General features: G+C 55.9%; 29 protein-coding genes. 26 read left to right on the plus strand and 3 right to left on the minus strand.

From position 1 onward, the window contains the following. Positions 1 to 69: 69 nt before the first annotated feature. Genes AC2FAP_RS01900 through AC2FAP_RS01925 form a run of 6 tightly spaced genes read left to right on the plus strand, consistent with a single transcriptional unit; the run spans position 70 to position 4,397 of the window. Complete coding sequence (locus AC2FAP_RS01900) at positions 70 to 648, plus strand: phage baseplate assembly protein V (protein ID WP_060572651.1); 579 nt, start codon at positions 70 to 72, stop codon at positions 646 to 648. Then, positions 645 to 1,004, plus strand: a complete 360-nt coding sequence (locus AC2FAP_RS01905) for a GPW/gp25 family protein (protein WP_449541369.1) — start codon at positions 645 to 647, stop codon at positions 1,002 to 1,004. Before AC2FAP_RS01900 ends, AC2FAP_RS01905 begins: the two co-directional genes overlap by 4 nt. Next, positions 991 to 1,899, plus strand: coding sequence for a baseplate assembly protein (locus tag AC2FAP_RS01910; RefSeq protein ID WP_449541368.1), 909 nt, complete (start codon positions 991 to 993; stop codon positions 1,897 to 1,899). The genes AC2FAP_RS01905 and AC2FAP_RS01910 overlap by 14 nt, the downstream gene beginning before the upstream one ends. Then, the gene (locus tag AC2FAP_RS01915; protein WP_449541367.1) at positions 1,892 to 2,497 is read left to right on the plus strand and encodes a phage tail protein I; all 606 of its coding nucleotides are present in this window, start codon (positions 1,892 to 1,894) and stop codon (positions 2,495 to 2,497) included. The genes AC2FAP_RS01910 and AC2FAP_RS01915 overlap by 8 nt, the downstream gene beginning before the upstream one ends. Then, on the plus strand, positions 2,494 to 3,807 hold the full coding sequence (locus AC2FAP_RS01920) for a phage tail-collar fiber domain-containing protein (RefSeq protein WP_449541366.1): 1,314 nt from the start codon (positions 2,494 to 2,496) through the stop codon (positions 3,805 to 3,807). The genes AC2FAP_RS01915 and AC2FAP_RS01920 overlap by 4 nt, the downstream gene beginning before the upstream one ends. Then, positions 3,807 to 4,397, plus strand: a complete 591-nt coding sequence (locus tag AC2FAP_RS01925) for a tail fiber assembly protein (protein WP_449541365.1) — start codon at positions 3,807 to 3,809, stop codon at positions 4,395 to 4,397. Before AC2FAP_RS01920 ends, AC2FAP_RS01925 begins: the two co-directional genes overlap by 1 nt. Positions 4,398 to 4,468: 71 nt before the next feature. Here the strand turns inward: AC2FAP_RS01925 and AC2FAP_RS01930 are convergent, their stop codons facing one another. After that, entirely contained in the window at positions 4,469 to 5,071 is a 603-nt protein-coding gene (locus AC2FAP_RS01930) for a hypothetical protein (RefSeq protein WP_449541364.1), read from the minus strand. Between the two features lie 116 nt (positions 5,072 to 5,187). Here AC2FAP_RS01930 and AC2FAP_RS01935 point away from each other — a divergent pair, with 116 nt between their 5' ends. From AC2FAP_RS01935 to AC2FAP_RS01970, 8 genes are all read left to right on the plus strand, one after another. Continuing rightward, positions 5,188 to 6,360, plus strand: a complete 1,173-nt coding sequence (locus AC2FAP_RS01935; protein ID WP_449541363.1) for a phage tail sheath protein — start codon at positions 5,188 to 5,190, stop codon at positions 6,358 to 6,360. A gap of 9 nt (positions 6,361 to 6,369) precedes the next feature. After that, positions 6,370 to 6,885, plus strand: a complete 516-nt coding sequence (locus AC2FAP_RS01940) for a phage major tail tube protein (RefSeq protein WP_007848874.1) — start codon at positions 6,370 to 6,372, stop codon at positions 6,883 to 6,885. Between the two features lie 54 nt (positions 6,886 to 6,939). Beyond that, positions 6,940 to 7,242 carry a phage tail assembly protein gene (locus AC2FAP_RS01945; RefSeq protein WP_007848877.1) on the plus strand — a complete coding sequence of 101 codons (303 nt, stop codon included), beginning with the start codon at positions 6,940 to 6,942 and terminating at the stop codon, positions 7,240 to 7,242. A 14-nt stretch (positions 7,243 to 7,256) separates the two neighbouring features. Next, a complete protein-coding gene (locus tag AC2FAP_RS01950; protein WP_007848878.1) occupies positions 7,257 to 7,376 on the plus strand; it encodes a GpE family phage tail protein in 120 nt (39 codons plus the stop codon). Then, positions 7,369 to 10,812, plus strand: a complete 3,444-nt coding sequence (locus AC2FAP_RS01955; protein WP_485452822.1) for a phage tail tape measure protein — start codon at positions 7,369 to 7,371, stop codon at positions 10,810 to 10,812. Before AC2FAP_RS01950 ends, AC2FAP_RS01955 begins: the two co-directional genes overlap by 8 nt. Beyond that, a complete protein-coding gene (locus tag AC2FAP_RS01960) occupies positions 10,812 to 11,297 on the plus strand; it encodes a phage tail protein (RefSeq protein ID WP_449541362.1) in 486 nt (161 codons plus the stop codon). Before AC2FAP_RS01955 ends, AC2FAP_RS01960 begins: the two co-directional genes overlap by 1 nt. Further along, entirely contained in the window at positions 11,294 to 12,394 is a 1,101-nt protein-coding gene (locus AC2FAP_RS01965) for a phage late control D family protein (protein ID WP_449541361.1), read from the plus strand. The genes AC2FAP_RS01960 and AC2FAP_RS01965 overlap by 4 nt, the downstream gene beginning before the upstream one ends. Positions 12,395 to 12,461: 67 nt before the next feature. Then, entirely contained in the window at positions 12,462 to 12,677 is a 216-nt protein-coding gene (locus AC2FAP_RS01970; protein WP_012016760.1) for an ogr/Delta-like zinc finger family protein, read from the plus strand. Between the two features lie 288 nt (positions 12,678 to 12,965). On the opposite strand, the gene AC2FAP_RS01975 is transcribed toward AC2FAP_RS01970, so the two are convergent. Next, the gene (locus AC2FAP_RS01975; RefSeq protein WP_014169303.1) at positions 12,966 to 14,651 is read right to left on the minus strand and encodes an aspartate:alanine antiporter; all 1,686 of its coding nucleotides are present in this window, start codon (positions 14,649 to 14,651) and stop codon (positions 12,966 to 12,968) included. Positions 14,652 to 14,924: 273 nt separating this feature from the next. Here AC2FAP_RS01975 and AC2FAP_RS01980 point away from each other — a divergent pair, with 273 nt between their 5' ends. After that, complete coding sequence (locus tag AC2FAP_RS01980) at positions 14,925 to 15,299, plus strand: inner membrane protein YbjM (RefSeq protein ID WP_449541360.1); 375 nt, start codon at positions 14,925 to 14,927, stop codon at positions 15,297 to 15,299. A gap of 30 nt (positions 15,300 to 15,329) precedes the next feature. On the opposite strand, the gene AC2FAP_RS01985 is transcribed toward AC2FAP_RS01980, so the two are convergent. Further along, positions 15,330 to 15,599 (minus strand): GrxA family glutaredoxin, encoded by a 270-nt coding sequence (locus AC2FAP_RS01985; protein ID WP_014169305.1) that lies wholly within the window; start codon positions 15,597 to 15,599, stop codon positions 15,330 to 15,332. Between the two features lie 182 nt (positions 15,600 to 15,781). On the opposite strand from AC2FAP_RS01985, the gene nfsA reads away from it, so the two are divergent. From nfsA to AC2FAP_RS02040, 11 genes are all read left to right on the plus strand, one after another. Continuing rightward, on the plus strand, positions 15,782 to 16,504 hold the full coding sequence (nfsA, locus tag AC2FAP_RS01990; RefSeq protein ID WP_025204598.1) for a nitroreductase NfsA: 723 nt from the start codon (positions 15,782 to 15,784) through the stop codon (positions 16,502 to 16,504). 69 nt (positions 16,505 to 16,573) lie between these two features. Beyond that, positions 16,574 to 17,476 carry a 30S ribosomal protein S6--L-glutamate ligase gene (gene rimK, locus AC2FAP_RS01995; RefSeq protein WP_020884872.1) on the plus strand — a complete coding sequence of 301 codons (903 nt, stop codon included), beginning with the start codon at positions 16,574 to 16,576 and terminating at the stop codon, positions 17,474 to 17,476. A 63-nt stretch (positions 17,477 to 17,539) separates the two neighbouring features. After that, complete coding sequence (locus tag AC2FAP_RS02000) at positions 17,540 to 18,016, plus strand: YbjN domain-containing protein (protein WP_014169308.1); 477 nt, start codon at positions 17,540 to 17,542, stop codon at positions 18,014 to 18,016. A 351-nt stretch (positions 18,017 to 18,367) separates the two neighbouring features. Further along, positions 18,368 to 19,480: a spermidine/putrescine ABC transporter substrate-binding protein PotF gene (potF, locus tag AC2FAP_RS02005; RefSeq protein WP_410392350.1), complete on the plus strand. Its 1,113-nt coding sequence runs from the start codon at positions 18,368 to 18,370 to the stop codon at positions 19,478 to 19,480. A 143-nt stretch (positions 19,481 to 19,623) separates the two neighbouring features. Then, a complete protein-coding gene (gene potG, locus AC2FAP_RS02010) occupies positions 19,624 to 20,757 on the plus strand; it encodes a putrescine ABC transporter ATP-binding subunit PotG (protein WP_049023300.1) in 1,134 nt (377 codons plus the stop codon). Positions 20,758 to 20,767: 10 nt separating this feature from the next. Next, on the plus strand, positions 20,768 to 21,721 hold the full coding sequence (potH, locus tag AC2FAP_RS02015) for a putrescine ABC transporter permease PotH (protein WP_014169313.1): 954 nt from the start codon (positions 20,768 to 20,770) through the stop codon (positions 21,719 to 21,721). Next, the gene (potI, locus tag AC2FAP_RS02020; protein ID WP_020884869.1) at positions 21,718 to 22,563 is read left to right on the plus strand and encodes a putrescine ABC transporter permease PotI; all 846 of its coding nucleotides are present in this window, start codon (positions 21,718 to 21,720) and stop codon (positions 22,561 to 22,563) included. The genes potH and potI overlap by 4 nt, the downstream gene beginning before the upstream one ends. 65 nt (positions 22,564 to 22,628) lie before the next feature. Then, the gene (locus AC2FAP_RS02025) at positions 22,629 to 23,102 is read left to right on the plus strand and encodes a YbjO family protein (RefSeq protein WP_014169315.1); all 474 of its coding nucleotides are present in this window, start codon (positions 22,629 to 22,631) and stop codon (positions 23,100 to 23,102) included. Between the two features lie 40 nt (positions 23,103 to 23,142). Then, complete coding sequence (gene rlmC / locus AC2FAP_RS02030; RefSeq protein ID WP_049023301.1) at positions 23,143 to 24,270, plus strand: 23S rRNA (uracil(747)-C(5))-methyltransferase RlmC; 1,128 nt, start codon at positions 23,143 to 23,145, stop codon at positions 24,268 to 24,270. Between the two features lie 71 nt (positions 24,271 to 24,341). After that, positions 24,342 to 25,046 carry a response regulator transcription factor gene (locus AC2FAP_RS02035; protein WP_073395820.1) on the plus strand — a complete coding sequence of 235 codons (705 nt, stop codon included), beginning with the start codon at positions 24,342 to 24,344 and terminating at the stop codon, positions 25,044 to 25,046. Further along, positions 25,033 to 26,499 (plus strand): sensor histidine kinase, encoded by a 1,467-nt coding sequence (locus AC2FAP_RS02040; RefSeq protein ID WP_073395821.1) that lies wholly within the window; start codon positions 25,033 to 25,035, stop codon positions 26,497 to 26,499. Before AC2FAP_RS02035 ends, AC2FAP_RS02040 begins: the two co-directional genes overlap by 14 nt. The last annotated feature ends 56 nt before the right edge of the window (positions 26,500 to 26,555 follow it).

The raw sequence follows: 26,555 nt of genomic DNA on the forward strand, positions 1-26,555 counted from the left end.
CTCCTTGTGTAGTACCTAGAACAATATCATTTGATATTAGCAAATCAAGTTTATGTTCATGATAGTGTAATGAACTCACAACTCACAGAAATCATGCGCCTTATCACCAACCTGATCCGCTCCGGCACCGTGACCGAAGTGGACCGGGAAAACTGGCTGTGCCGGGTGAAAGTCGGCGAACTCGAAACCAACTGGATTAACTGGCTGACGCTGCGTGCCGGTGGTGCCCGTACATGGTGGTGTCCTTCGCCGGATGAGCAGGTAGTGGTTCTGAGCATGGGCGGCAACCTCGAAACTGCATTCGCATTGCCTGCTATCTACTCCAGCCAGTTTGCACCGCCGTCGGATTCCGTAGACGCCAGCGTGACGCAGTACCCGGACGGCGGCTGGTTTGAGTATGAACCCGCCACCGGGCGCTGGCACGTCCGAGGCATCAAATCCATGGTGATCGAGGCGGCAGATAATATCACCCTCAAAACCTCTGATTTTGTTGTAGAGGCCAACACCACGCGCATCAACAGCGAAGTGGTGATCAACGGCGCTGTCACCCAGGGTGGCGGCCCGATGAGTTCCAACGGGATCGTGGTGGATAACCACGCGCACAATAAAGTTAAATCAGGCGGCGACACGTCGGGAGGCCCGGTATGACGCTGTATCTCGGCATGAGTCAGAACAACGGCCAAGCCATTACAGACACGGATCATCTGCGTCAGTCGGTGCGTGACATTCTGCTGACGCCGCAGGGCAGTCGCGTTGCCCGACGTGAATACGGTTCGCTGCTGTCTGTCCTGATTGACCAGCCGCAGAACCCAGCGCTGCGCCTGCAGATCATGTCGGCGGTGTATATGGCGCTGAGTCGTTGGGAACCTCGCCTGACGCTAGACTCCATCACCATCAGCTCTAACTTTGACGGTTCCATGCTGGTTGACCTTACCGGGCAGCGCAACAGCAGCGCACCGGTTTCCCTTTCCGTTTCAACAGGAGCAGACAATGGCGGTCATTGACCTTTCCCAGCTCCCCGCGCCGCAGATTGTGGACGTGCCGGATTTTGAGACGCTGCTGGCGGAGCGCAAGGCCGCCTTTGTGGCGCTCTATCCGGTGGACGAGCAGGTAGCCGTCACGCGCACGCTGGCGCTCGAATCTGAACCCATCACCAAACAGTTGCAGGAAAACACCTACCGAGAAGTTCTGCTGCGCCAGCGTATCAATGAGGCCGCGCAGGCGGTCATGGTGGCGTATGCCCTTGGCGGCGATCTGGAACAACTTGCCGCCAATTATAACGTGAAGCGCCTGACAGTGACGCCTGCCGATAACGACGCCGTGCCACCGGTAGCTGCCGTGATGGAAAGTGACGAGGCGCTGCGCCTGCGTGTACCCGCCGCGTTTGAAGGGCTGTCTGTTGCGGGGCCGACGGCGGCCTATGAGTTTCACGCCAGAAGTGCGGACGGGCGGGTGGCGGATGCCAGCGCAACCAGTCCGGCACCGGCGGAAGTGGTGCTGACGGTGCTGAGCCGCGAGGGTGATGGCACGGCAGAGAATGACTTGCTGGCTGTGGTGGAAAAAGCGCTGAACAGCGAGAGCGTGCGCCCGGTGGCGGATCACCTGACGGTGCGCAGCGCCGAAATTATCCCCTACAGCGTGGATGCAACCATTTTACTCTATCCTGGACCGGAGGCGGAGCCGGTGATGGCGGCGGCAAAAGCCAGCCTGCAGAAGTACATCGCCAGCCAGACGCGGCTCGGACGCGATATCCGCCGCAGTGCACTGTATGCCGCGCTGCATGTCGAAGGTGTTCAGCGCGTGGAGCTGGCGTCTCCTCTGAATGATGTGGTGCTGGATAAGACGCAGGCTGCCTCATGTACGCAGTGGAATGTGACCAACGGGGGCACGGATGAATAGCCTGTTGCCGCCTGGCTCATCGCCGCTTGAGCGCCGACTGGCGCAGAGCTGCAGCGGCATTTCCGGGCTTGCGGTGCCGCTGCGTGACCTGTGGAACCCGGCAACCTGTCCGATCAGTTTTCTGCCGTATCTGGCGTGGGCCTTTTCTGTAGACCGCTGGGACGAGGGCTGGACGGAGAGCGTCAAGCGCCGGGTGGTACAGGATGCGTTCTATATCCATCAGCACAAAGGGACGACCAGTGCGGTGCGTCGGGTGGTGGAGCCGTTCGGCTTTCTGATCCGCATTATCGAATGGTGGCAGACCGGTGAACAGCCGGGCACGTTTCGCCTGGATATCGGCGTGCAGGACCAGGGCATCACGGAAGAAACCTATCTGGAGCTGGAGCGCCTCATCAGCGACGCCAAACCCTGCAGCCGTCATCTGATCGGCATGTCCATCAACCTGCAGACCAGCGGGCCGTATTTTGTCGGCGCGGTCACCTACACCGGCGAAGAAATCACGATTTATCCGTATATCAACGACACCATTATTTCCGGCGGCACCGCTTACGAGGGCGGGGCGGTCCACGTTATCGACACAGTGAGAGTGAATCCATGAGCGCAAAATTCTACACCCTGCTGACGGAGATCGGCGCGGCGAAACTGGCAAGCGCCACCGCGCTCGGTGTACCGCTGAAAATTACCAAAATGGCGGTGGGCGATGGCGGCGGCGTGCTGCCGACACCCAGCGCGCAACAGACGGCCCTGATTGCTGAAAAACGTCGGGCCGATCTCAATATGCTGTACATCGACCCGCAGAACAGTAGCCAGATTATTGCGGAACAGGTTATCCCGGAAACGGAGGGCGGTTGGTGGATTCGTGAGGTTGGCCTGTTCGATGAGACAGGCGCATTGATTGCGGTCGGCAACTGCCCTGAAAGCTACAAGCCGCAGCTGGCAGAGGGGAGCGGGCGCACGCAGACCGTGCGCATGGTGCTGATCACCAGTAGCACCGATAACATCACCCTGAAAATTGACCCGGCAGTGGTGCTGGCAACCCCCAAGTATGTGGATGATAAGGTGCTGGAGTTAAAGGTGTATGTGGATGACCAGATGGCAAAACATATCGCTGCCGCTGATCCCCATACGCAGTACGCCCCAAAGGCCAGTCCGACGTTAACCGGAACGCCAAAAGCCCCAACAGCAGCGGCAGGGAATAACACCACCCAGCTTGCCACCACGGCGTTTGTGCAGGCAGCCATTACGGCCCTTGTTAATTCCTCCCCCGGCGCGCTGGATACGCTGAACGAACTGGCAGCAGCACTGGGGAATGATCCGAACTTTGCCACCACCATGACCAATGCGCTTGCGGGGAAAATGGATAAGTCCGCTAACGGCGCTGATATTGCCGACGTTACCGCATTCCTGAATAACCTCGGCTTGGGGGCCGGTTCTGCTTTACCTGTGGGTGTGCCGATCCCGTGGCCTCTTGCGGCAGCACCTGCCGGATGGCTCAAGTGCAACGGGGCATCCTTTACTGCTGCGCAGTATCCGAAGCTGGCACAGGCGTATCCGGGGCTAAAACTCCCTGATTTACGAGGTGAGTTTGTGCGCGGCTGGGATGACGGGCGTGGGGTTGATGCCGGAAGGGGGATTTTGTCTGCACAAAGTCATGATTTAGGGCCGCATATTCATCGTTATGGGTTCTGGACGGCGCGCCTTAATGATTCGTCTTTAGCCGATTTCGCGGGAACCACGATTTTAAAGCAAATTACGCCGTCTGCGCCTGTCATTGATTTTGATAACTATCCATTACCTAATTCTGTGATTACTGATGGTGGCGTTGTGAGCGCGTCCACTCAGCCAATGAGCAGCACTGAAACGCGCCCGCGCAACGTTTCATTCAACTACATCGTGAGGGCCGCATAATGCAAACTGCAGTTTTAGAAAATGGCTTTGCCGCTGTAGCGGGTGATATTGTTATTTTTAACTACGACAGTCAGACACGGGCTTACTTATCTCAGTCAACCGAATATCTCCCGGTGGGTGTCAGCATTCCGGCAAACGCCTGTACCGATAAGCCGCTGGCAGCAAAGAGCGGTTATGTGATCTGCCGCAACAGCAAGCTGACCGGGTGGGAATATCAAGCCGATCATCGTGGTGAAACCGTATGGAATATCAAAACGGGAGAATCCCTGCAAATCACTGCGCCAGGTGATTACCCGGCTAATACCACGCTTTACGAACCCGCTACGGCTTACGATAAATGGAACGGTGAGCGATGGGTGACGGATGAAGCAGCACAAAAGACGGCAGAAGTAGCCGAAGCAAACGTCACCAAAGCGGCACTGATCAATAGTGCAAGCGAGCAAATTGACCCCCTGCAGGATGCGGTTGATCTGGACATGGCTACAGAGGACGAAAAAGCCCGCTTTGATGCTTGGCGAAAATACCGCGTACTGCTGACCCGAGTGGATACTAGCACCGCGCCCGCTATTGACTGGCCTGATATGCCCTGATTAGGTGAATGCCCCTTACTCTATAGGGGCACTCTGTAAATTCTTATGAATATCATCGATTGAAAATTGCGCTATTTCAGAAGAGCCAAAGAAGCAATAAACATCATTGCATAGATGATTTTTATTTTTGTATGTGAGGTTACCCAGTTAAATATGAATGGCTTGTCTATTCTCAGAAGATAGTAGGTCTTCAAACTGATGAGTGTTAGTAACCCAATGCAAAATATTGAGTAAAGAGAAAGTACATAATCCCTTGGGCTTGTATTGGGTTCACTGATTAATAATGCTGGCAAGGTGGTAATAAAAACCAAGAAAAGAGAAACTGAGATACCGCTCACCCACAATAAAAGTTCACCGGTAAGCTTTTTTACTATCATTCCTGCGTTAGAAAGAAATGTGTTTCCATCCCATTTGCTCGGTTTGGAATGTTTAATGTCTTTGAAAAAGAATGCCAGCAACACGGGGTAAAGTAAAAATGCCCAAACAAAATTTAACTTATCCAGCTCTTTGTGGATGAAAGGAAATGCATAATTCTTTAGGGCAAACGAAGGGTCTTTAAAACTAATATAAAAGACTAGAAATGTGAATGTCGACCATGCACCCACGCGGAAAAGCATTTCTCTTTTTACTGATTCTTTTAGCCAAGTATCAACCAGATTGTCTTCTGCTTTCATAGATAAATCCAAGTCTCTCTATGCATTGTGTGGGTAACAGCACAATTCATATCAAATGCGCCATCAATTGCCAACATGCAGCATAGACGCACCCCTGTAAACCGGAGAAATGCCTTATGGCTCAGGATTATCACCATGGTGTGCGCGTCGTTGAGGTCAACGATGGCACCCGCCCCATTTCAACAGTAAGCACGGCAATTGTCGATATGGTCTGTACCGGCGATGATGCAGATGCGTCCGTGTTCCCCCTCAATAAACCGGTCCTACTCACCGACGTGCTAACCGCCAGCGGTAAAGCAGGCGAGTCCGGCACGCTGGCCCGCTCGCTGGATGCAATTGCCGACCAGGCTAAACCCGTGACCGTCGTTGTGTGCGTAGCTCAGGGTGAAACCGAAGCGGAAACAACCTCCAACATTATCGGCGGCGTGACAGCTGACGGTAAAAAAACGGGTATGAAAGCGCTGTTATCTGCGCAGTCCCAGCTAGGCGTTAAGCCGCGCATTCTTGGCGTCCCGGGGCACGACACGCAGGCGGTTGCCACTGAGTTGCTGAGCGTGGCGAAGAGTCTGCGCGGGTTCGCCTATCTGTCAGCCTACGGCTGCAAAACGGTAGAAGAGGCCATTGCCTACCGCGCTAATTTCAGCCAGCGCGAGGGGATGCTGATCTGGCCTGATTTCATCAGTTTTGACACCGTGCTGAATGCTGACGCAACGGCTTACGCCTCCGCCCGTGCGCTTGGGCTGCGTGCCAAAATTGACGAGCAGACCGGCTGGCATAAATCCCTGTCCAACGTGGGCGTGAACGGCGTCACCGGCATTTCTGCCGATGTGTTCTGGGATTTGCAGGACCCGGCAACCGATGCGGGGCTGCTGAACCAGAACGATGTCACCACGCTGATCCGCAAAGACGGTTTCCGCTTCTGGGGCTCCCGCTGCCTCAGTGACGATCCTCTGTTTGCCTTTGAAAACTACACCCGAACCGCGCAGGTACTGGCTGACACCATCGCTGAAGCGCACATGTGGGCGGTGGATGGCGTGCTTAACCCGTCACTGGCCCGCGACATTATCGAAGGTATTCGCGCCAAACTGCGCAACCTGAAAACGCAGGGCTACATCATCGGCGCCGACTGCTGGCTGGATGAGTCCGTAAACGATAAAGATTCCCTGAAAGCCGGGAAGCTCACTATCGATTACGACTATACGCCGGTACCGCCTCTGGAAAACCTGATGCTGCGCCAGCGCATCACCGATCAGTATCTGCTGGATTTCTCCAGCCAGGTCAGCGCGTAAGGGGACAATATGGCTTTACCACGTAAGTTAAAACACCTGAACCTGTTTAACGACGGGAATAACTATCAGGGGATCGTTGAGTCCCTGACCCTGCCTAAATTCGGCCGCAAGTTTGAAAAGTATCGCGGCGGCGGTATGCCCGGTTCTGCGGATGTTGATCTGGGGCTGGATGATGGCGCGCTGGACACGGAATTTTCAATCGGTGGCACCGAACTGCTGTTATTCAAGCAGATGGGTAAAGCCACCGTTGACGGTATCCAGCTGCGTTTCACCGGCTCCATTCAGCGTGACGATACCGGCGAAGTGCAGGCCGTTGAGCTGGTTGTACGCGGGCGACATAAAGAAGTCGATTCCGGCGAATGGAAAACCGGCGAGAGCAACACCACAAAAGTCAGCAGCACCAACAGCTACGCGAAGCTGACCATTAACGGCGAGGTGCTCTATGAGGTTGATGTGATCAACATGATTGAAATCGTTGATGGCGTGGACCTGATGGAAGAACACCGCAACGCCCTCGGCCTCTGATCTACTTTAAAGGCGCGGGCAGCCGCGCCAGTACCTTATTAACAGGAAATGACGATGAGCGAACAACTGACTGAAAAAACCGTACAGCTGGACACCCCAATCAAACGCGGTAAAACCGAAATTGCCGAAATTGTGCTGCGCAAGCCGCAGTCCGGCGCGCTGCGTGGCACCCGTTTGCAGGCGATCATGGATATGGACGTCGGCGCGATGATGACGATTATTCCCCGCATCTCCACGCCCGCGCTGACCGCTCAGGAAATGGCTGAAATGGACCCCGCCGATCTCACTGCACTGTCGGTTGAGGTGGTCACTTTTTTGTTGAAGAAATCGGTGCTTGCCGGTTTGCCGACAGCCTGACGGTAGAAGACCTGGTGGCTGATATTGCCACCATTTTTCACTGGCCGCCGTCCGTCACTGACGTTATGCCGCTGACCGAAGTGCTGGAGTGGCGGCATAAAGCGATTCAGAGAAGCGGGGCCAGCGATGAGTGACACTAACCTGCGTTTGCAGGTAATTCTAAATGCGGTTGATAAGCTCACCCGCCCATTCCGATCAGCGCAGGCCAGCTCTAAAGAGCTGGCTACCGCCATTCAGCAAAGTCGCGCAAGATTAAAAGAACTGGACGCCCAGGCGGGCCGTATTGACGGTTTCCGCAAGGCAAGCGCGCAGCTCGCCGTCACCGGCAACAGTCTTAAAGCCGCACGCGAAGAAGCGGCGAAACTTGCCACGCAGTTCTCGGCCACTAACCGCCCGACGGCGGCGCAGGCTCGTCTGCTTGAGCAGGCAAAAAACCGCGTTAACGAGCTGCAAAGTAAATACAACGGCCTGCGTCAGTCGGTGCAGCGTCAGCGTCTTGCGCTCAATGAGGCCGGGCTGGACACCAAAAAGCTGAGCAGTGCACAGCGGGAGCTGCGGGAGAATGCCGACGAAACCCGGCAGGCGCTGGACCGACAGCAGAAATCCCTTAAACGCCTGGGCGAGCAGCAGGCCCGAATGAACGCCGTCCGCGATCAGTATTCCCGGCGACTTGAGGTGCGGGATCGTATCGCGGGCGCCGGAGCAACGACTACTGCCGCCGGGCTGGCGATGGGCGCGCCGGTGATGGCAGCCGTTAAAAGCTATGCCAGCATGGAAGATGCCATGAAAGGCGTGGCAAAGCAGATGAACGGGCTGCGGGACGACAACGGCAACCGCACGAAACAGTTTTATGACATGCAGGATGCCATCAAGGCCGCCAGTGAACAGCTGCCGATGGAGAATGGCGCCATCGACTATGCCGCACTGGTTGAAGGTGGCGCCCGCATGGGTGTGACAAACCAGAGTGATTCTTACGAAGACCAGAAGCGTGACCTGCTGGCCTTTGCATCCACTGCAGCAAAGGCCGCAACGGCGTTCGAGCTGCCTGCTGATGAGCTGGCGGAGGGGCTGGGTAAAATCGCGCAGCTGTATAAAGTGCCGACGCGCAACATTGAACAGCTTGGCGATGCCCTGAACTATCTGGACGATAACGCTATGTCTAAGGGCGGCGATATCATCAATGTGCTGCAGCGCATGGGGGGCGTTGCCGACCGGCTTGATTTCCGAAAGGCGGCCGCGCTGGGTTCCACCTTCCTGTCTCTGGGCGCCGCGCCTGAAATTGCCGCCAGCGCATCAAATGCGATGGTGCGCGAACTGTCGATTGCAACCATGCAGAGCAAGCGGTTCATGGAAGGTATGGATCTGCTGAAACTCAATCCCGAAGAGATTGAAAAGCAGATGACAAAGGACGCAATGGGGACCATTCAACGCGTGCTGGAGAAGGTTAACAAGCTGCCGCAGGATAAACGCCTGTCCGCCATGACGATGATATTTGGCAAAGAGTTTGGCGATGATGCGGCGAAGCTTGCGAACAACCTGCCGGAGCTGCAGCGACAGCTGAAACTCACCTCAGGCACTGAGGCTAACGGCTCCATGCAGAAAGAGTCCGATATTAATAAGGATTCACTTTCAGCGCAGTGGTTGCTTGTGAAAACGGGCGCACAGAACGCTTGCAGTAGCCTGGGTGAAACCCTGCGCCAGCCGCTGATGGATATCATGGGGTACGTCAAAAGCGTTACCGGGGCACTGCGTCGATGGGTTGAGGCTAACCCGCAGCTGGCAGGTACGCTGATGAAAGTGGCGGCGGCCACTGCTGCGATCACCGTTGTGCTCGGTACGCTGGCGGTGGCCGTGGCTGCCGTGCTGGGGCCACTGGCGGTGATCCGTTTAGGCCTGTCAGTGCTGGGTGTAAAAACACTCCCCTCCGTTATGTCTGCAGTGACCCGCACCGGCGGCGCGCTGTCCTGGCTGGCAAATGCGCCGCTTTCCCTGTTGCGCCGTGGCCTGGCTGCATCCGGCAGTAGCGCCGGATTGCTAGCGTCTCCCCTTAACCCCCTGCGCCGTTCTGCCGGGCTGGCTGGCAATGCGCTGAAAGCGCTGGCCGGTGCTCCGCTTGCTGTCCTTCGCAGCGGAATGTCTGGTATTCGCAACATTATCGGCATGGTAATGAATCCGCTGGCCGCGTTGCGCGGGGGGTTATCCGCAGCCGGTGGCGTGGTGCGTTTTCTGGCGTCCGGCCCGCTGGCTCTGCTTCGCGTCGCGCTGTACGGGATTTCAGGATTGCTGGGCGCGCTACTTAGTCCGATAGGGCTGGTTGTTGCGGCGCTGGCTGGCGTTGCGCTGGTTGTCTGGAAATACTGGCAGCCGATAAGCGCGTTTTTAGGTGGAGTGGTTGAAGGCTTCAAAGCTGCAGCTGCGCCTATTAGTGCGGCGTTTGAGCCTCTGCAGCCTGTTTTCCAGTGGATTGGCGACAAGGTAAAGGCGTTGTGGGGCTGGTTTACTGACTTGCTGACGCCGGTTAAGTCCACCGCTGCAGAACTGCAAAACGCGGCGTCGATGGGGCGGCAGTTTGGGGAAGCGCTGGCGGCAGGGCTGAACATGGTCATGCACCCGCTGGATTCGCTTAAATCGGGCGTCTCCTGGCTGCTTGAAAAACTCGGTGTCGTCAGCAAGGAGGCGGCAAAAGCGAAGCTTCCTGAGCAGGTCACGCGGCAGCAGCCAGCCACGGTAAACGCAGACGGTAAAGTGGTGCTGCCGCCTGGCGGATTCCCGACGATGGGTTTTGCAGGCATGTACGACAGCGGCGGTACCATTCCGCGCGGCCAGTTCGGTATTGTTGGCGAGAATGGCCCTGAGATTGTTAACGGACCCGCCAATGTCACCGGCAGGAAACGGACTGCTGATCTGGCAAGGGTGGCGGCAACGCTCAATCCTTCCCGGACGAAACCGACCGGCGCTAAACAGCGTCCTGAACGCGGGATAGTTCTGTCGCCTGATAGTGTGAACGGTCCGGCAAATCATCCGGTGATCTATCGTACTACTGAACTGGTGAAACTGGCGGCAACGGTAAGCCCCGTTCGTGATGTAACAGCCAGCCCGGAGCAACGGCCTGCAAGCAGGTTAATACTGCCGCCTGAGATTGTTAACGCCGCGGTAAATCTTCCCGGCCGGGATCGTACTGCGGAGCTGGCTGATATCGCTGCAGCTGTCATGCCAGCACCGGCCATTACGGAAATCACGGATAACAGGGCTGACCCGATGGCTATGCGCCAGAAGATGTTCGCTTCCGTCGTCGCTGGCGTAATGGGACTGGCGGCTGCCCCGGCAGAGGCCGCACCACTTCATCCGTACAGTGTGCCCGCCAGGACGCAACCGGCGCTGTCGGCAAAGGCAGAGAGACAGCCGCAGGTAATTAAGTACGAGATAAGCGCGCCAATTCATATTGTCGCCCAGCCAGGGCAAAGCGCGCAGGATATTGCCCGCGAAGTGGCCCGGCAGCTTGATGAGCGTGAGCGCAGGGCCAGGGCAAAAACACGCAGTAATTTCAGTGATCGAGGGGGTTACGAATAATGATGATGGTGCTGGGGTTGTACGTATTCATGCTGCGAACCGTGCCCTATCAGGAGTTGCAGTATCAGCGCAGCTGGCGGCACGCAGCCAACAGCCGGGTTAACCGGCGCCCGTCAACGCAGTTTCTTGGACCGGATAACGATACGCTTACTCTGTCCGGCGTCCTGCTGCCGGAGATTACCGGCGGCAGGTTGTCTTTGCTGGCGCTGGAGCAGATGGCGGAGCTGGGAAAAGCCTGGCCTTTGATTGAGGGGAGCGGGACGATTTACGGCATGTTTGTGATCGAGAGTCTGAGCCAGACAAAAACAGAATTTTTTGAGAGTGGTATGCCCCGGCGCATCGAATTTTCGCTGAGCCTGAAAAGGGTGGACGAATCGCTGACCGATATGTTTGGCAGCCTTAGCGATCAGCTCAGTAATTTGCAGGACTCCGCCACCTCTGCGATAGGCAAGATGAAAAATACGGTTGGAGGGTTACTGCAGTGAATTTCAGCTCTGAACTCCTGAACCTGAACAGTAAAACCCCCGGTTTCAGCATCATCATTGAAGGTAAAGATGTGACTACCGTGCTGGATGCGCGCCTGATGAGTCTGACGCTGACGGATAACCGGGGCTTTGAGGCGGACCAGCTTGATCTGGAACTGGACGACTCGGACGGGCAAATCGTTCTGCCGCGTCGGGGAGCCATTATTCAGTTTGCGCTGGGGTGGAAAGGTCAGCCGCTTTTTCCCAAAGGGGCTTTTACTGTCGATGAGATTGAGCACAGCGGCGCGCCTGACCGTCTCACAATTCGCGCACGTAGTGCAGATTTTCGTGAAACCCTGAACACGCGGCGTGAAAAGTCCTGGCACCAGACAACGGTGGGCGAAGTCGTGAAGGAAATCGCGGCCAGGCATAAATTAAAGATGGCGCTGGGCCAGGACCTGATGGACAAGCCTGTGGATCATCTTGACCAGACCAACGAGAGCGATGCGAGTTTCCTGATGAAGCTGGCGCGGCAGTATGGAGCGATAGCCTCAGTTAAGGACGGCAATCTGTTGTTTATCCGCCAGGGGCGGGGCAGAACGGCAAGCGGTAAGCTGCTGCCGGTTATCACCATCACCCGCCAGGCTGGTGACGGTCATCGTTTTACCCTGGCAGATCGTGATGCCTATACGGGGGTGATTGCCAGCTGGCTCCATACCCGTGAGCCAAAGAAAAAAGAGGCAGCAAAGGTAAAGCGCCGTCGAAAGAAAACCACCGCGGCAAAGGAGCCGGAAGCAAAACAGGGAGATTACCTGGTGGGAACGGATGAAAACGTGCTGGTACTCAACAGAACTTATGCAAACCGCAGCAATGCAGAGCGAGCGGCAAAGATGCAGTGGGAGCGCCTGCAGCGCGGGGTTGCAACATTCTCCCTGCAGCTCGCAGAGGGACGGGCTGATCTGTATACCGAAATGCCGGTGAAGGTGAGCGGCTTTAAGCAGCCCATTGATGATGCGGAGTGGACCATCACCACGTTGACGCATACCGTCAGCCCGGATAACGGGTTTACGACCAGTCTGGATCTCGAAGTGAAAATAGATGAGTTCGACGCTGAATGATTAGTTCTAAATTGAGAACAATGATGTATCATTATTGCGAACTGGTTAAGAGTGAGGGCTGAACGAAATGATGAATTGTCCAATGTGCGGTCAGGCCGCGCATACACGCAGTAGTTTTCAGGTTTCCAGTGAGACCAAAGAACGATACAACCAGTGCACCAATATTGAGTGCGGTCATACGTTCGTGACGCATGAGACGTTTGTGCGGTCCGTGTGCCGTCCGCAAAAAATCAGCGCCGCACCGCCACATCCGAAAGGAATGCAGGAACAATTAGCTTACTGATATTGACCAGCTGCTGGCGGGTTTTTTATTGATTGCTGTCGCCATAGCAAAAGCGCTGTCGCCACTTTGTCGCCATGCATGGGAGAGTGGTGATGTAAGTGATTGATTTAATAGATGGTAAATTTCAGACAACAAAAAACCCATCAACCTTGAACCAAAACGGCGGGGTTGATGGGCTCCACAAATTGGGGACATCAAAGAAAAGCAGTGGCAATAGTTATGACTGCCCCCTGATAAAAAAGTTCTGCGCGTAACGAAAATTTTTTCGTCGTGCGCAGAACTTAAGAGTTATCCGAGTCCAGGCCAGATGATGATGATCAGCGTACCCGCCAGCGTAAGCAGTACGTTAGCGATAGCGTAGGTGCCCGCATAGCCCAGCGCAGGAATATTGCTGCGTGCGGTATCACTGATAATTTCCATTGCCGGGGCGCAGGTACGGGCCCCCATCATTGCCCCGAAGAGCAGGGCGCGGTTCATGCGCAGGACATAGGCACCGAACAGGAAGCAAATCACTACCGGTACCAGGCTGACGATAAGTCCGGAAACCAACATCTGCCAGCCAACAGCCCCCAGGCTGTGGCCAATGCCGCTACCGGCGCTTAAGCCGACACCCGCCATAAAGACCATCAGACCAAACTCTTTCACCATATTGAGCGCCCCCTGCGGAATGTAGCCGAAGGTCGGGTGGTTCGCTCGCAGGAAGCCCAGCATGATGCCGGCGAACAGCAGCCCGGCAGCGTTACCGATGCCAAAGCTAAAGTTGCTGAACTGGAAGGTGATCATCCCGATCATCAGGCCGACGATAAAGAAGGCGCAGAAGGCCAGCAGGTCGGTGACCTGGCTGTGAATAGAGATAAAGCCGATGCGGTCCGCAACGGTTTTAACGCGTCGCGCATCGCCGCTGACCTGCAGAACATCGCCTTTGTTCAGCACGACGTTGTCGTCGATTGGCATCTCAATCTGGCTGCGGATCACGCGGTTGAGGAAGCAACCATGATCGGTCAGCTTCAGCTGCGCCAGACGACGGCCGACGGCGTTATGGTTTTTCACCACAATCTCTTCGGTGACGATACGCATATCGAGCAGATCGCGGTCAAACACCTCTTTACCGTTGCGGAAGCTCGGGTCGAGGCGGGCGTGGGCATCCGGGTAACCGACCAGGGCAATGTCATCGCCCATCTGCAGCACGGCGTCGCCGTCCGGGTTTGCCAGAATGCCGTTACGGCGAATACGTTCGATATAGCAGCCTGTCTGGCGGTAAATCCCCAGCTCGCGGAGATTTTTCCCGTCCGCCCATGCAACCAGCTCTGGCCCAACGCGGTAGGCGCGAATCACGGGCAGATAGACTTTACGCTTGCTGTCGGTGTCCAGACCGCGTTCGCGGGCAATTTGCTGAGCGCTGGTCTGCAAATCCTGGTGCTGCAGTTTTGGCAGGTAGCGGGCGCCCACAATCAGGCTCACCAGACCAATCAGATAGGTCAGGGCATAGCCCAGGCTCAGGTGGTCGAGCGCGGTAGAGAGTTGCGCACCGGCCATGCCGGAGTGGCGCAGGGTATCGCCTGCACCCACCAGCACCGGCGTGGAGGTCATCGAGCCGGCGAGCATACCGGCCGTTAGCCCGATATCCCAGCCAAACAGTTTACCCAGCCCTAAGGCGATCAGCAGCGCGCTGCCGACCATGACCAGCGCCAGCATCAGATAATTTTTGCCGTCGCGGAAGAAAATTGAAAAAAAGTTGGGCCCGGCTTCCACACCAACACAAAAAATAAACAGCATAAAACCTAAGTTGAGCGCGTCCGTGTTAATGCTGAAATGCTGCTGGCCTAATAATAGTGAGACGACTAAAACGCCAATGGAATTACCAAGTTGAACCGAACCAAGGCGCAATTTACCCAGGCAAAGGCCCAGCGCCAGTACCACAAATAATAACAGGATGTAATTCCCATTTAACAAGTCTGCGACGTTTATATTCACGGAGGCTAACTTCTTGTTTACCAGTAAGTTGTTGAATGAAAGGACTTTTTGGGCTACTGTTTTCTGGGTCAGGGAAAGGCTTTCACGCTCCCTGTTTCCAGCTTTATTCCCTAAAACATTAGCTGGCGGTTAGTTTAATCGTATTAGCTACTGACAGCCACCTATTATCGCTTCACCCTGTGTGTACTTTGGCAAGGATTGCCGCATTGCTTTATCTGACTGGGCGTCTACCCGACGAAAGTGTATTTGATAGAGATAAGTCAGGAGGATAGTTTGAACATTAAACGAAACTGGGCGGGGGTGATCAGCTGCTTTTTGCTGTTCATTGTCGTTTGCATGTCCCTCGCTTTTAATGTGAAGGGAGCATTCAGGGCGTCGGGTCATCCGGAGCTGGGGCTGCTCTTTTTCACACTGCCAGGGGCTGCTGCCAGTTTTCTCTCCCGCCGGGGGGAAGTGGTGAAACCGTTACTGGGCGCAATACTTGCAGCGCCGCTGTGTCTGCTGCTGATGCGGTCACTGTATATTTCTACGCGAAGTTTCTGGCAGGAGCTGGCGTGGTTGCTGAGTGGCGTCTTCTGGTGCGCACTGGGGGCGCTATGCTTTTTGTTTGTCCAGAGCATGTTGGCCCGGCGCAGACAGCACAAATAAAAACGCCCTCAGGGTGAGGGCGTCTTAGCATTACTGAGCGGCAAACAGGCCCAGATGCTCTTTAGCGTATGCTTCAAAGTCTGTGCAACCGCCGATGTGTTTCTGATCGAGGAAAATCTGCGGTACGGTTTCAACCGGTTTACCCACGGTTTTTTCCAGATCGGCTTTGCTGATCCCTTCCGCGTGGATATCAACATAACGGAAGTTAAAATCATCACGCTCTTCGGTCAGTTTCTCAGCCAGCTCTTTCGCGCGCACACAGTAAGGGCACCCTGGACGACCAAAAATTACTGCAAACATTTCTCTCTCCTCGAAAACAAGCCTGACGGCGAATGGGTCTATAGTGCCCGATAACCTGCCGTCATTAAAGAAGGTTTCGCCTGTCGTTATAATACCTCTCAGCTATGTTTCGCCAATTACATCGCGCGCATCATTGCCTATACTGGCTGCGATATGATTCACGCAAGACAAAGAGAGACAAGATGACGCCAACCATAGACCTGCTACGTTCCCATCGTTCAATTCGCCACTTCACCGACGAGCCGATAACGCCGGCGCAGCGTGAAGCCATTATTGACAGTGCAAGGGCGACATCCAGCTCCAGCTTCCTGCAGTGCAGCTCCATTATTCGTATTACCGACCCGGCAATGCGTGAACAACTGGTGACCCTCACCGGTGGACAGAAGCATGTGGCACAGGCAGCCGAGTTCTGGGTGTTCTGCGCCGATTTTAACCGCCATCTGCAGATCTGCCCGCAAGCCGAGCTTGGCCTTGCCGAACAGCTGCTGCTGGGCGTCGTGGACACCGCGCTGATGGCGCAAAACGCGTTCACGGCGGCGGAATCGCTGGGGTTGGGCGGCGTGTACATCGGCGGGCTGCGTAACAATATCGAAAGCGTTACCGAACTGCTGAAGCTGCCAAAACATGTTCTGCCCCTGTTTGGCCTGTGCCTTGGCTGGCCTGCGGATAACCCGGACCTCAAGCCGCGCCTGCCTGCGGCGATGCTGGTGCATGAAAACCATTACCAGCCTGTCGATCAGGATGTGCTGGCGCAATACGATGAAGAGCTGGCGCACTACTACATGACACGCGACAGCAATAACCGTCGCGATACCTGGAGTGACCACATTCGTCGCACCATCATTAAAGAGAATCGCCCGTTTATTCTCGACTATCTGCACAAACAGGGCTGGGCGACACGATAGCCCATTCATCCTGCGCCTGCCTGCGTGTATGATACGCAGGCTTTTTCCATGTCTTTAGAGAGGTGCAGGGTGAAAATTGCCATTTTGTCCCGGGATGGAACGCTCTATTCATGTAAACGCCTGCGAGAAGCGGCGGCAAAACGGGGGCATCAGGTTGAGATCCTCGATCCGATGTCCTGCTATATGAACATTGATCCTGCTGCCTCATCGATTCATTACAAAGGCCGTAAGCTCCCGCATTTTGATGCGGTTATCCCCCGCATCGGCTCCCAGATAACCTATTACGGCACGGCCGCGTTGCGCCAGTTTGAGATGCTGGGCAGCTATCCGCTCAATGAATCCGTTGCGATATCTCGCGCCCGCGATAAGCTCCGTTCGCTGCAACTGCTTGCCCGGCAGGGAATCGATCTTCCGGTTACCGGCATTGCGCATTCACCGGACGACACCAGCGATTTAATCGATATGGTGGGTGGCGCACCGTTAGTGATCAAGCTGGTGGAAGGCACTCAGGGCATTGGTGTGGTGCTGGCCGAAACGCGGCAGGCGGCGGAAAGCGTGATTGACGCCTTTCGTGGGCTGAATGCCCATATTCTGGTGCAGGAGTACATTGAAGAAGCCAAAGGGCGCGACATTCGCTGTTTTGTTGTCGGTAACGAGGTGGTTGCGGCCATCGAACGCCAGGCAAAAGAGGGCGACTTCCGCTCTAATCTGCACCGTGGCGGCGTGGCGAGAGTCGCGGATATCAGCGATCGCGAGCGTGAGATTGCCGTGAAGGCGGCGCAAACGCTGGGGCTGGATGTGGCGGGTGTTGATTTACTGCGGGCGACGCGCGGGCCGCTGGTGATGGAGGTGAATGCCTCACCGGGACTGGAAGGGGTGGAAAAAACCACCGGGGTCGATATTGCGGGTAAAATGATCTCATGGGTCGAGCGCCACGCAACGCCGGGCTACTGTCTGAAAACGGGCGGTTAAATGGATTACAGCGCACTTTTTGCGTACTCTATGCGAAGTTTTTAATAAAGAGGCTGCACCGCGATGGATTTACAGGTCGTTCCAACACTGGATACGTTACGTCAATGGCTCGATGATGCCGGTATCACTTTCTTTGAATGTGATTCCTGCCAGGCGCTGCATTTGCCTCATATGCAAAATTTCGATGGTATTTTCGATGCCAAAATCGATCTCATTAACGACGTGATCCTCTTCTCTGCGCTGGCCGAAGTGAAACCGTCTGCGCTGCTGGCACTGGCCTCTGACCTGTCGGCCATCAACGCCAGTTCTTTGACGGTGAAAGCATTTCTCGATATACAGGATGATAATCTGCCAAAACTGGTCGTTTGCCAGTCTTTATTCTCCGGTGCCGGCCTCTCTTTCAAGCAGTTCTCCTGGTTTATGCGCTTGAGTGAAGAGCAAATTTCGATGGTAATGATGGAAGCGAATGCGCACCATCTGCTGTATAGCGCGGAAGATGATGCAGAGAATAATGATGCATCTCCCAATTTTCTTCACTAAGCCTGTCTGACTTTTGCGCAGTCGCTGCCATAGCGGCTGCATAACGCCATTTTTTCTGCTGCTTTTAACCTTTCTTTAAAGAATTTTTCACCTCCCCAAACGCCATTTCGGCTTATCACGTAGACATAACCTGCATAAAAAATTGATAAAAGGCGTTTTTTCGTCTGGGCTATAGCCGGAGACACGGGCTACAGTTATTCTTGCGATGCTTAAAAAAGCGAGCGGATCCTGCCGGGTAAAGAGGTTTCTTTTTATTTCGTGCAGAGCGACAAACTATGCATGATTATTGCATATCTTCAGATTGCACAGTTTTAGTTCGTTTGTTAACGAGCTTTCAGAAGGAATAACGATATGATCGCCTTGAATAAAAAATGGTTATCGGGTCTGGTTGCGGGTGCTCTGATGGCCGTCTCTGCCGGCACGCTCGCTGCGGAACAAAAAACGCTGCACGTTTATAACTGGTCTGACTATATCGCGCCGGATACCGTCGCTAATTTCGAAAAAGAGACCGGCATTAAAGTGGTCTATGACGTTTTCGATTCCAACGAAGTGCTGGAAGGGAAACTGATGGCGGGCAGTACCGGTTTTGACCTGGTGGTACCTTCCGCAAGTTTCCTTGAGCGTCAGCTGACGGCAGGTGTCTTCCAGCCGCTCGATAAGAGCAAATTACCGTACTGGAAAAACCTCGATCCGGAAGTGCTTAAACTGGTCGCCAAGCATGACCCGGACAACAAATACGCGATGCCGTATCTGTGGGCGACCACCGGTATTGGCTATAACGTCGATAAAGTCAAAGCGGTGCTGGGTAAAGATGTCAAACTCGACAGCTGGGACGTGGTGCTGAAGCCGGAAAACCTTGAGAAGCTGAAAAGCTGCGGCGTCTCTTTCCTGGATGCGCCAGAAGAGATTTTCGCCACCGTGCTGAACTACCTGGGCAAAGATCCTAACAGCAGCAAGGCCGATGATTACACCGGCCCGGCAACCGATCTGCTGCTGAAGCTGCGTCCGAACATTCGTTACTTCCACTCCTCGCAGTACATCAACGACCTGGCAAACGGCGACATCTGCGTGGCGATTGGCTGGGCAGGGGACGTATGGCAGGCGGCTAACCGCGCCAAAGAAGCCAAAAACGGCGTGAATGTTTCCTACTTCATTCCGAAAGAGGGCGCGCTGGCGTTCTTCGACGTCTTCGCCATGCCGGCTGACGCGAAAAACAAAGACGAAGCTTACCAGTTCCTTAACTACCTGATGCGTCCGGAAGTCATCGCGCATATCAGCGATCACGTCTACTACGCTAACGGCAACAAGGCCTCTGTGCCGCTGGTCAGCGAAGAGATCCGCAATAACCCGGCTATCTATCCGCCGGCGGATGTGTTTGCCAAGCTGTTCACCCTGAAAGTTCAGGATCCAAAAATTGACCGCGTACGTACCCGTGCGTGGACCAAAGTGAAAAGCGGTAAATAACGGCGTCCGGTACGGTTGCCCGGTGGCGAAAACGCTCACCGGGCCTGCTAAACCCGTCGGTCGGGCTGGCGTGAGCGCCGCCCGACGATGCGCACCCTGATGGTGCGTTTGCACCAGTTTTGATTTCTGCCGGAGAGCACCCCGTGAATGACGCGATCCCCCGCCCGCAGGCGAAAGTCCGTAAAGCGCTGACCCCGCTTCTTGAAATTCGTAACCTCACCAAATCTTTCGATGGTCAGCATGCCGTGGACGACGTCAGCCTGACTATCTACAAAGGTGAAATTTTTGCCCTTCTGGGCGCATCTGGCTGCGGTAAATCGACCCTGCTGCGTATGCTGGCCGGTTTTGAACAGCCTACCGCCGGGCAAATCATGCTGGATGGTGTCGATCTTTCCCGCGTGCCGCCGTATCAGCGCCCGATAAACATGATGTTCCAGTCTTACGCGCTCTTCCCGCATATGACGGTGGAGCAGAATATCGCCTTTGGTCTTAAGCAGGACAAACTGCCGAAAGCCGAAATCGCCGCCCGCGTGGCAGAGATGCTCAGCCTGGTGCACATGCAGGAGTTCGCGAAGCGTAAACCGCATCAGCTCTCTGGTGGCCAGCGTCAGCGCGTGGCGCTGGCCAGAAGCCTGGCGAAACGGCCAAAGCTGCTGCTGCTCGATGAACCGATGGGTGCCCTGGATAAAAAACTGCGTGACCGTATGCAGCTGGAAGTGGTGGATATCCTTGAGCGCGTGGGGGTGACCTGCGTGATGGTTACCCACGACCAGGAAGAAGCGATGACCATGGCCGGGCGTATTGCGATCATGAACCGCGGTAAGTTCGTACAGATTGGCGAGCCGGAAGAGATTTATGAGCATCCGACCACCCGCTACAGCGCGGAGTTCATCGGGTCGGTCAACGTCTTCGAAGGGCTGCTGAAATCGCGCGAGGATGACGGTCTGGTGATTGAGTCGCCGGGGCTGCAGCATCCGCTTAAGGTCGATCCGGATAGCTCGGTGGTGGATAACGTGCCGGTGTATGTCGCGCTCCGCCCGGAGAAGATCATGCTGTGCGAAGATCCGCCTGCCGATGGCTTTAACTTCGCCGTCGGGGAAGTGGTGCACATTGCTTACCTGGGCGACCTCTCCATCTACCATGTGCGTCTGAAAAGCGGGCAGATGCTCAGCGCCCAGCTGCAGAACGAACATCGTTATCGCAAGGGACAGCCGACCTGGGGCGATGAAGTGCGCCTGTGCTGGGATGCGGACAGTTGTGTAGTGCTGACGGTATAAGGAGCGGACAATGAGTACCTTAGAACCTCCAGCCCGCGTTGAAAAACCGGGTGGCTTTGCGCACTGGCTGGCGCGAATGCAGATGAACCACGGACGCAAGCTGGTGATTGCCATGCCTTACGTGTGGCTGATCCTGCTGTTCCTGCTGCCGTTCCTGATCGTTTTTAAGATAAGCCTGGCGGAAATGGCGCGGGCGATCCCGCCCTATACCAACCTGCTGGACTGGGCTGACGGACAGCTGACGCTGACCCTTAACCTCGGCAATTTCCTGCAGTTGACGGAAGATCCGCTCTATTTCGAAGCTTATCTGCAGTCGTTGCAGGTGGCGGCGATCTCGACGATCTGCTGTCTGCTTCTGGGTTACCCGCTGGCATGGGCCGTGGCGCACAGTAAATCCTCGACGCGCAACATTCTGCTGTTGCTGGTGATCCTGCCGTCATGGACCTCGTTCCTGATCCGCGTCTACGCGTGGATGGGGATCCTGAAAAACAACGGTGTGCTGAATAACTTCCTGATGTGGCTTGGGGTTATCGATCAGCCCCTGACAATCCTGCATACCAATCTCGCGGTCTATATCGGGATTGTTTACGCCTATCTGCCGTTTATGGTGCTGCCAATTTATACGGCGCTGACGCGTATCGATTATTCGCTGGTGGAAGCATCGCTTGACCTTGGTGCCCGCCCGCTTAAAACCTTCTTCAGCGTTATCGTTCCGTTGACCCGGGGCGGCATTATTGCCGGGTCGATGCTGGTCTTTATCCCGGCGGTAGGGGAGTTTGTTATCCCGGAACTGCTCGGTGGCCCGGACAGCATCATGATTGGGCGTGTGCTGTGGCAGGAGTTCTTTAATAACCGCGACTGGCCTGTGGCGTCTGCGGTGGCGATCGTGATGTTGCTCCTGCTGATCGTACCGATCATGTGGTTCCACAAACATCAGCAGAAACAGATGGGAGACCACGGATGAACAACTTACCGGTAGTGCGCTCCCCGTGGCGAATTGCCATCCTGGTGATTGGCTTTACTTTCCTGTATGCACCCATGTTGATGCTGGTGATCTACTCGTTCAACAGCTCCAAACTGGTAACGGTATGGGCCGGCTGGTCGACGCGCTGGTACGGCGAATTGTTCCATGATGACGCGATGATGAGCGCGGTGGGGCTGAGCCTGACCATCGCCGCGCTGGCGGCCACGATGGCCTCCGTGCTGGGGACCATTGCCGCGCTGGTGATGGTGCGCTTCGGGCGTTTTCGGGGGTCGAACGGCTTTGCCTTTATGATTACCGCGCCACTGGTTATGCCAGACGTTATCACCGGTCTGGCGCTGTTGCTGCTGTTCGTGGCCCTGGCGCATGCCATTGGCTGGCCGGCAGATCGCGGGATGCTCACCATCTGGCTGGCGCACGTCACCTTCTGTACCGCGTACGTGGCGGTGGTTATCTCTTCGCGTTTGCGCGAGCTGGACCGCTCCATTGAAGAGGCGGCGATGGATCTCGGTGCGACGCCGCTGAAGGTCTTCTTCATCATCACGCTGCCGATGATTATGCCGGCGGTGATCTCCGGCTGGCTGCTGGCGTTTACGCTGTCGCTCGACGATCTGGTTATCGCCAGCTTTGTCTCAGGACCGGGCGCGACGACGCTGCCTATGCTGGTCTTCTCCAGCGTACGCATGGGGGTCAATCCGGAGATTAACGCCCTGGCCTCGATTATCCTCGGGGTGGTCGGAATTGTCGGATTTATCGCCTGGTATTTGATGGCGCGCGCGGAAAAACAACGTGTGCGTGATATCCAGCGTGCAAGACGCGGCTGAAGGATTTAAAATTTCCAGTGATGTGCCGCGCATGACGCGGCACTGTTTTTCAGGGAAGTAAAACATTGGGATTATTAAAAAAATCACGTCTTACGCACGCTCGTCCAAACGTTCCTGCACTGGTGCAGGTGGCGGCGCTCGCTATTATTATGATCCGCTGTCTTGATGTGCTGATGATCCTTAACACCCTGGGTGTGCGCGGTATGGCTGAATTCATTCACCGCAGCGTACAGACGTGGAACCTGACGCTGGTCTTTTTGAGCAGCCTGGTACTGGTGTTTATCGAGATTTACTGCGCATTTTCGCTGGTCAGAGGACGCAACTGGGCACGCTGGGTCTATTTGCTGACGCAAATTACGGCGGCGAGCTATCTGTGGGCCGCCTCGCTGGGGTATGGCTATCCGGAACTGTTCAGCATTGCGGGTGGATCAAAACGCGAGATTTTGCACGCGCTATTTTTGCAAAAACTCCCGGATATGCTGGTGCTGTTCTTCCTGTTCGTGCCTGCTTCCAGTCGGCGGTTCTTCCAGCTGCAATAATGTGTATAATCGCAGCCCTCGTGATTCTTAAGGTTTTGATATGCAGTGCGCACTTTATGACGCCGGTCGCTGCCGCTCCTGTCAGTGGATAGAACAGCCGGTTTCTCAGCAACTCACCGCCAAAATGGCCGACCTGCAACACCTGCTGGCAGACCATGCCGTGGGGGAATGGTGCGCACCCGTCAGCGGGCCGGAGCAGGGCTTTCGTAATAAAGCCAAAATGGTGGTGAGCGGCAGTGTTGAAAAACCGCTGCTGGGCATGTTGCATCGCGAGGGTACGCCTGAAGATTTAACCGACTGTCCGCTTTATCCCGCCTCGTTTGCGCCGGTCTTTGCTGCGCTCAAACCGTTTATTGCCCGTGCCGGGTTAACGCCCTATAACGTTGCCCGCAAGCGCGGCGAGCTCAAATACCTTCTTCTTACCGAAAGCCAGCTAGACGGCAGCATGATGCTGCGCTTTGTTCTGCGCTCAGAAGCCAAGGTGGAGCAGCTTCGCGCTGCGTTGCCATGGCTTCAGCAACAGCTTCCGCAGTTAACCGTTATCACTGCGAATATTCAGCCGGTGCATATGGCTATCATGGAAGGGGAGCGGGAGATCTTCTTCACCGAACAGCATGCGCTGGCAGAAACGTTCAACGATGTACCGCTGTGGATCCGTCCGCAAAGCTTCTTCCAGACCAACCCGACCGTCGCGAGTGCGCTTTATGCCACTGCCCGTGACTGGGTGCGGGCGTTAAATATCCATCATATGTGGGATCTGTTCTGCGGGGTGGGCGGCTTCGGTCTGCACTGCGCCACGCCAGACATGCAGCTTACCGGGATTGAGATCTCCGCCGAAGCGATTGCCTGTGCCAGACAGTCTGCTGCAGAGCTTGGGTTGACCCGGCTGCACTTCCAGGCGCTGGACTCCACGCAGTTCGCGACGGGGCAGGACAATGTGCCTGAACTGGTGCTGGTGAACCCGCCGCGCCGGGGCATCGGGAAAGCGCTGTGCGACTATCTGAGCCAGATGGCACCGGACTACATCGTCTACTCCAGCTGCAACGCGCAGACGATGGCAAAAGATATCGCGACGCTGCCGGGCTACCGCATTGAACGCGTCCAGCTGTTCGATATGTTCCCGCATACCGCGCATTATGAAGTCCTGACGCTACTCGTTAAATCTTAAACAAAATGTGAACTCTGTCCGCCTGCGAAATCAGGTAAGCTTATCTCATCAGAATTGAAGAAGGCTTACCCATGAAGCAGATCCTGCTGGTGGAAGATGACCACGATATCGCGGCGCTTCTGCGCCTCAACTTAGAAGATGAAGGCTACGCCATCACCCACGAGCCCGACGGGGGCAATGCCTTACAGCGCCTCGAAAAGCAGCCGTGGGACGCGGTGATCCTCGATTTAATGCTCCCCAATGTCGACGGTCTGGAGATTTGCCGTCGCATCCGCCAGATGACCCGCTACCTGCCGGTGATCATCATCAGCGCCCGCAGCAGTGAAATCGACCGTATTACCGGGCTGGAAACCGGGGCGGACGATTATCTGGCCAAGCCGTTTTCGGTACAGGAGCTGATCGCGCGTATCAAGGCGCTGTTCCGGCGCCAGCAGGCGATGGGGCAGGCGCAAAGTGCCGGGAATATTCAGGCTCACGGCCTGACGCTCGACCCGCTGGCGCGCAGCGTGCTTTTGCACGGCCAGGTGGTGGATCTCACCCCGCGCGAGTTTGAACTGCTGTACTTCTTTGCCCGTCATCCCGGTGAAGTTTTCTCGCGTCTGGCGCTGCTGGAACAGGTCTGGGGCTATCAGCACGAAGGTTACGAACACACCGTCAACACCCACATTAACCGCCTGCGCATCAAGATTGAGAAGGACGCCGCCGAGCCGGAGATCATTCGCACCGTCTGGGGCAAAGGCTACAAATTTGCGGAGCCAAACGATGCGCCGCTTTAGCCTGAGCCAGCGCCTGACGCTGCTGTTTATTCTGCTGCTGACGCTTTGTGCGACCATCGCCTGCGCGGTGCAACTTTACAGCACCACGCAGTACGGTAATGCAATGGTGCAGCGGCTGTCCGGTGGTCTGGCGCAGCAGATTGTCCAGCGGGAACCGATTCTGGATGCGCAGGGCAGGGTTGACCGCCACGCGCTGAAACCGCTCTTTGACCGGCTGATGACCTTCAATCCAAGCGTCGAACTGTACGTTGTCTCGCCTGATGGCGAACTGCTGGCTGACGCCGCGCCACCGGGGCATATCCAGCGGCAAAAAATCGACCTCGGGCCGGTGCAGACTTTCCTCAGTGATGCCGCACGGCCGGTACTGGGCGATGACCCGCGAAGCCAGAACAAAAAGGTTTTCAGCGCAACGCCGTTGCGTCAGGACGGAGAACTGAAAGGCTATCTGTACATTATTCTGCAGGGCGAAGAGTCAAACGCGCTGGCGGAGATGGCCTGGCATCAGGCGCTCTGGAGCACCGTCCTGTGGTCATTGATGTGGGTCGCGCTGTTTGGTTTGCTGGCGGGGTTACTGGTCTGGTACTGGGTAACGCGTCCGGTCAAACGTCTCACGCAGGAAGTGGCCGGGCTGGAGCAGGACAGCATTAGCGCCATTAAGCAGCTGGCGGCGCAGCCTACAGAAACCACGGTAAAGGATGAAGTGGCCACGCTGCGCAATACGTTTATCGAGCTGGCCCGTAAAATCACCCTGCAGTGGGATCAGCTGGCCGACAGCGATCGCCAGCGCCGGGAGTTTATCGCCAATATTTCGCACGATTTACGCACGCCGCTCACCTCCTTGCTGGGCTATCTCGAAACGCTGTCGCTGAAATCCGCGACGCTGACGCCGCAGGAACACCAGCAGTATCTCGCCACGGCGCTGCGCCAGGGTCAGAAAGTGCGTCATCTTTCGCAGCAGCTGTTTGAACTGGCGCGCCTTGAGCACGGCGGCATCAAACCGCAGCGCGAGCGTTTTGCCATGGGTGAGCTGATTTCAGACGTGGCGCAGAAATTTGAACTCACGGCCCGTACGCGGGAGGTGAACCTGCGCATTGATGTACCGGGCCCGTTGCCGCTGGTGAATGCCGATGTCTCGATGATTGAGCGGGTGGTGACTAACCTGCTGGATAACGCGATGCGGCATACGCCGACCGGCGGAGAGGTTCGTCTGGCGGTCTGGCAGGAGAACGCGCAGCTACAGGTTGAGGTGGCTGATAATGGAACCGGCGTTGATGCTTCTCTTCGCAACGATCTGTTTGAGCGTCCTTCGGCGTTAAATCCGCAGGCATCACGGGAAAACCGTGGCGGGTTGGGGCTGTTGATTGTGAAACGCATGCTGGAACTGCACGGCGGGGGGATCAAGCTGATGGAGTCCACGAACGGGGCTCGTTTTCGCTTCTTTGTTCCACTGTGAAATTGCCGGGTTTGCCCGGCCTACAGACCACCCCCGTAGGCCAGGCTACCCGACAA

This window comes from Enterobacter cloacae complex sp. 394I7, from assembly GCF_057320345.1.

Coding starts and splice junctions, on each gene's coding strand:
- AC2FAP_RS01960 (WP_449541362.1), top strand. CDS start 10,812: ATGATGATGGTGCTGGGGTTGTACGTATTCATGCTGCGAACCGTGCCC.
- rlmC (WP_049023301.1), top strand. CDS start 23,143: ATGCAGTGCGCACTTTATGACGCCGGTCGCTGCCGCTCCTGTCAGTGG.
- AC2FAP_RS01925 (WP_449541365.1), top strand. CDS start 3,807: ATGCAAACTGCAGTTTTAGAAAATGGCTTTGCCGCTGTAGCGGGTGAT.
- AC2FAP_RS02040 (WP_073395821.1), top strand. CDS start 25,033: ATGCGCCGCTTTAGCCTGAGCCAGCGCCTGACGCTGCTGTTTATTCTG.
- potI (WP_020884869.1), top strand. CDS start 21,718: ATGAACAACTTACCGGTAGTGCGCTCCCCGTGGCGAATTGCCATCCTG.
- nfsA (WP_025204598.1), top strand. CDS start 15,782: ATGACGCCAACCATAGACCTGCTACGTTCCCATCGTTCAATTCGCCAC.
- AC2FAP_RS01930 (WP_449541364.1), bottom strand. CDS start 5,071: ATGAAAGCAGAAGACAATCTGGTTGATACTTGGCTAAAAGAATCAGTA.
- AC2FAP_RS01910 (WP_449541368.1), top strand. CDS start 991: ATGGCGGTCATTGACCTTTCCCAGCTCCCCGCGCCGCAGATTGTGGAC.
- AC2FAP_RS01905 (WP_449541369.1), top strand. CDS start 645: ATGACGCTGTATCTCGGCATGAGTCAGAACAACGGCCAAGCCATTACA.
- AC2FAP_RS01955 (WP_485452822.1), top strand. CDS start 7,369: ATGAGTGACACTAACCTGCGTTTGCAGGTAATTCTAAATGCGGTTGAT.
- AC2FAP_RS01920 (WP_449541366.1), top strand. CDS start 2,494: ATGAGCGCAAAATTCTACACCCTGCTGACGGAGATCGGCGCGGCGAAA.
- potF (WP_410392350.1), top strand. CDS start 18,368: ATGATCGCCTTGAATAAAAAATGGTTATCGGGTCTGGTTGCGGGTGCT.
- AC2FAP_RS01900 (WP_060572651.1), top strand. CDS start 70: ATGAACTCACAACTCACAGAAATCATGCGCCTTATCACCAACCTGATC.
- AC2FAP_RS01985 (WP_014169305.1), bottom strand. CDS start 15,599: ATGTTTGCAGTAATTTTTGGTCGTCCAGGGTGCCCTTACTGTGTGCGC.
- potH (WP_014169313.1), top strand. CDS start 20,768: ATGAGTACCTTAGAACCTCCAGCCCGCGTTGAAAAACCGGGTGGCTTT.
- AC2FAP_RS02035 (WP_073395820.1), top strand. CDS start 24,342: ATGAAGCAGATCCTGCTGGTGGAAGATGACCACGATATCGCGGCGCTT.
- AC2FAP_RS01915 (WP_449541367.1), top strand. CDS start 1,892: ATGAATAGCCTGTTGCCGCCTGGCTCATCGCCGCTTGAGCGCCGACTG.
- AC2FAP_RS01945 (WP_007848877.1), top strand. CDS start 6,940: ATGAGCGAACAACTGACTGAAAAAACCGTACAGCTGGACACCCCAATC.
- AC2FAP_RS02000 (WP_014169308.1), top strand. CDS start 17,540: ATGGATTTACAGGTCGTTCCAACACTGGATACGTTACGTCAATGGCTC.
- AC2FAP_RS01940 (WP_007848874.1), top strand. CDS start 6,370: ATGGCTTTACCACGTAAGTTAAAACACCTGAACCTGTTTAACGACGGG.
- AC2FAP_RS01935 (WP_449541363.1), top strand. CDS start 5,188: ATGGCTCAGGATTATCACCATGGTGTGCGCGTCGTTGAGGTCAACGAT.
- AC2FAP_RS01970 (WP_012016760.1), top strand. CDS start 12,462: ATGATGAATTGTCCAATGTGCGGTCAGGCCGCGCATACACGCAGTAGT.